Consider the following 3,572-nt stretch of genomic DNA (forward strand, 5'->3'; position numbering starts at 1 on the left):
CGTTGAATGAAGCTGAAAATTTAAAAAAATTGGGTGGGCAGCTATATTTTAAGTGCAGGCTTTAAAAATAAAAAAGGCTGTAATTTTAAATTAGACAAAAAATCTAAAGGGCGGGTTTTCTGACTAAAACTTTAAAATCAAAAATAGCCAGTCCCATTAAAAAATGAGACCAGCTATTTTTAAATTAGTATGCTATAAACGTACTATCTTGATTATTACTGAATCAAACGTAAAGCACCTTGAGTCATAGTGTTAGCCTGAGCCAACATAGCCAAGTTAGCCTGACTTAAGATCTGATCTTTAGCGAATTTAACAGAAGTTTCAGCCATATCAGTATCTCTGATTCTGCTTTCAGAAGCTGCTGTGTTCTCATAAGCGATCATCAAGCCTTGAGCAGTAAGCTCTAATCTGTTCTGATAAGCACCAAGATTAGATCTTTGTTTAGAAACTTTAGTTAAAGCTTCATCAACTAAACCTATAGCACTGTTAGCTTTGTCTATAGAAGAGATAGAGATTCCAGTACCTTCAGGAGTTTGTAAACCTAAAGCAGCAGCAGTCATAGTTCCTATATAAACTCTTCTTCTTTCATCCATGTTTGCACCAATATGAAACCACATAGAAGCAACAGGAGCTCCGCCCTCATTAGGGTTAGAGAATCTTCCAGTTAACATGTTAAGAGTATTGAATTGAGCATGGCTAGCAATACGATTAACTTCGTCTACTAATTGAGAAACTTCAACTTGAATAAGCATTCTGTCAGCATCAGTATAAATACCGTTAGCAGATTGTACAGCTAATTCACGAATTCTCTGTAAGATGTCTTGACTCTCTTGAAGATATCCTTCAGTAGTTTGTATGAAAGATATACCGTCTTGAGTGTTTCTTTCAGCCTGACGCAAACCGCGAATTTGTGTTCTCATTTTTTCAGATACAGCAAGTCCTGAAGCATCGTCGCCTGCTCTGTTAATTCTCATTCCAGAAGAAAGAGCAGACATGTCTTTAGAAAGGTCTACATTTCTAAATTTTAAAGTGCGTTGTGCATTTATAGCACTAATGTTGTTATTGATGATCATTGTCATCCTCCATGATATTTATTTCAAAAAGGCATCCATGCCTAATTGGCAAAAAAATATTAAAGAGAATTTAAGGTATTCCGACAATTTTAATAACTATATGAAGTTGCCAAAATACCATTAAATCCTATATAAGAATATACATAGGTAAGAAGTATATTCTTAATTAAATTATATGGTATCAACTAAGCAAATAGGGAGTTCGAGACCGCCAAATACTTGAACTCTCACTTTGCTATATAATAATTCTCGGTTCTCTCGGCATAAAGTTTAATTTGGTTTAGCATTTTTTTCTCTTTTTTATAAAAAAATATTATAATACAGCTTATATAAAACATATTATACATAAAATTCCTGAAATTAATAAAACAACAAAAATATTGCAGACATTTTTATATATTCTTTAATGAAATATCTATTTTTTAATTTGACTTGTCTATAATTAAACTATATTTATAATTTCTATATGTATTTTTATGCTTATATATATATATATATATATATATATAATAAATTTGCATTTTTGCTTGAAAAGACAAATATTTTTTACTATACTTGTTTTATAAATATTTTAAGGATAATGTTATGTATAGATATTTTACAGTATTTGCTATGTTAATGATGTTTGTATCATGCAATCATGAAGGCATATTGGGCGTATCAGCAAATAAGCCTCATCCATTAACACCTGAAGAACAGAGGAAACCGATGCCGCCCGTAAGGACTTTAGTTGTAAAACCGGGCGACTATAATTCATCAATGTGGCGTATTGTGGCGATAGCTACAGCTGATAATGGGGATATTGTTGTATCTTCAGATGCAAGAAGATTTTCAAATGCTGATTTACCTGCTCCTATGGATACAGTTATTATGAGAAGTTCTGATTTGGGAAGAACATGGAGTGCCCCTATAGTTGTTAATCCTCCATGCATACAAGAAGATAAATATTCAGGATATGGAGATCCTCTTTTAATTAAAGAACACGGGAATAGTACAATTCATTTATTAATGGCTGCAAATAATGGTTTTGCAGCATCTAGTAAAAATAAACCAATTAAAACTTATATATCAACAAGTTATGATAATGGAAAAACATGGGAATATCCTCCAAGAGATATAACAGGACAATTATGGTTAGATAATACTGAAGAAGCTGGCGGATTTATAGGTTCAGGAAGGGGAATACAATTAAAATGGCAAAAAGATCCAAAAAAAAATAGAAGATTAATGGCTGCTATGGTATTTCAAGGAGGATACGCTAGAGCAATTTATTCTGATGACGGCGGAACAAATTGGAAAGCCTCTCCTAGAGTAGATGGAAAATGTGATGAGCCTAAAGTTATAGAGCTTGCTGACGGTACTGTTATGATGAATAATAGAGCATTAGGACAAGGAAAACGACAAATTTCTTACTCTTCTGACGGAGGAGAAACTTGGAGCAGATTTCAAAATCATCCTCAATTAAACGATCCTAATAATAATGGTGAAACTGTAAGATATACATCTACAAATGACGGTTTTGATAAAAATAGATTATTATTTGTAAATGCTAATCACACTGATTCATTACCAAGAAGAAATATAACTGTAAGGATAAGTTATGATGAAGGTAAAACTTGGAAACATTCTAAAGTTTTAAGAGAAGGTATAGCAGATTATTCTTCATTAACTATACTGCCTGACGGTACTATAGGTGCCTATGTTGAAGAAGGAGGAGATGCTACAGGGGGCTGGAATTTATATTTCAGCAGATTTAATCTCTACTGGCTTACTGACGGAGAAGATTATTATACTCCATCAACAGATCCAAATTTCAAACATTAATTTATAAAAATATTAAGGATATTGTATGAAAAAGTTATTTTCTTATTTAATTATAACAATAATACTAAGTTCTGCTCAATTATTTTCTTATTTGCCTTCTGAAGGAATGATTGATTTTTTTGTGCAGACTAATCAGCTCAGAATAAGACTTGATAAGCTGGGAGTTAATGCCAAAATAGGAGATTTCAAACTTCTTGCAGGCATAAACGGCTCTCAAAATGCATCAGGAATAATATTAATGAATAAAGATGATATTAACGGAAATATATTTATACCTTCTGTTATGCTCGCTTTCGGATATAAAAATGATATTTTTGCAATAGGCGGAGGTTTAGAATATTATCATAAAGCTACAAATTATCAGGTTTATACCCCTGTAATTACGGCTACGGCATTAAATGATAATTTTCGTATAAATATACCTGTTTCTATAGGTGTAGGAAGTTCAACTTTAAAAGATTCTATGGTAATATCCACAGGTATAGAAGCAAGATACTATGTAAATGCAGGTCCTCTTTATCATTTGAGATTTTATTTTAATTATGGTAATTCAAAAATAAGTGTATTAAATAGAGAAAATCAGTCTTTTATACAGCAGTCTGTAGGAGGGCAAATTAGAGTATATTTCAGAGTGCAAGCTCCTAATAATATATTAATTGATCCTATAATAAGAGT

Annotated in this window: 2 protein-coding genes and 1 pseudogene; 2 read left to right on the plus strand and 1 reads right to left on the minus strand. The window is 31.9% G+C overall.

The features are described from left to right. Nucleotides 1-215: 215 nt before the first annotated feature. Nucleotides 216-1,073, minus strand: a complete 858-nt coding sequence (locus Q1J76_RS01020; RefSeq protein ID WP_300365466.1) for a flagellin N-terminal helical domain-containing protein — start codon at nucleotides 1,071-1,073, stop codon at nucleotides 216-218. A gap of 585 nt (nucleotides 1,074-1,658) precedes the next feature. Between Q1J76_RS01020 and Q1J76_RS01025 the strand changes: the two genes are divergently transcribed. Next, nucleotides 1,659-2,897 (plus strand): sialidase family protein, encoded by a 1,239-nt coding sequence (locus tag Q1J76_RS01025; RefSeq protein WP_300365469.1) that lies wholly within the window; start codon nucleotides 1,659-1,661, stop codon nucleotides 2,895-2,897. A gap of 25 nt (nucleotides 2,898-2,922) precedes the next feature. Then, nucleotides 2,923-3,572, plus strand: a pseudogene (locus Q1J76_RS01030) (cell surface protein); the annotation flags it as partial.

The sequence above is a fragment of the Brachyspira sp. genome, from assembly GCF_029258575.1.
GTDB lineage: Bacteria > Spirochaetota > Brachyspiria > Brachyspirales > Brachyspiraceae > Brachyspira.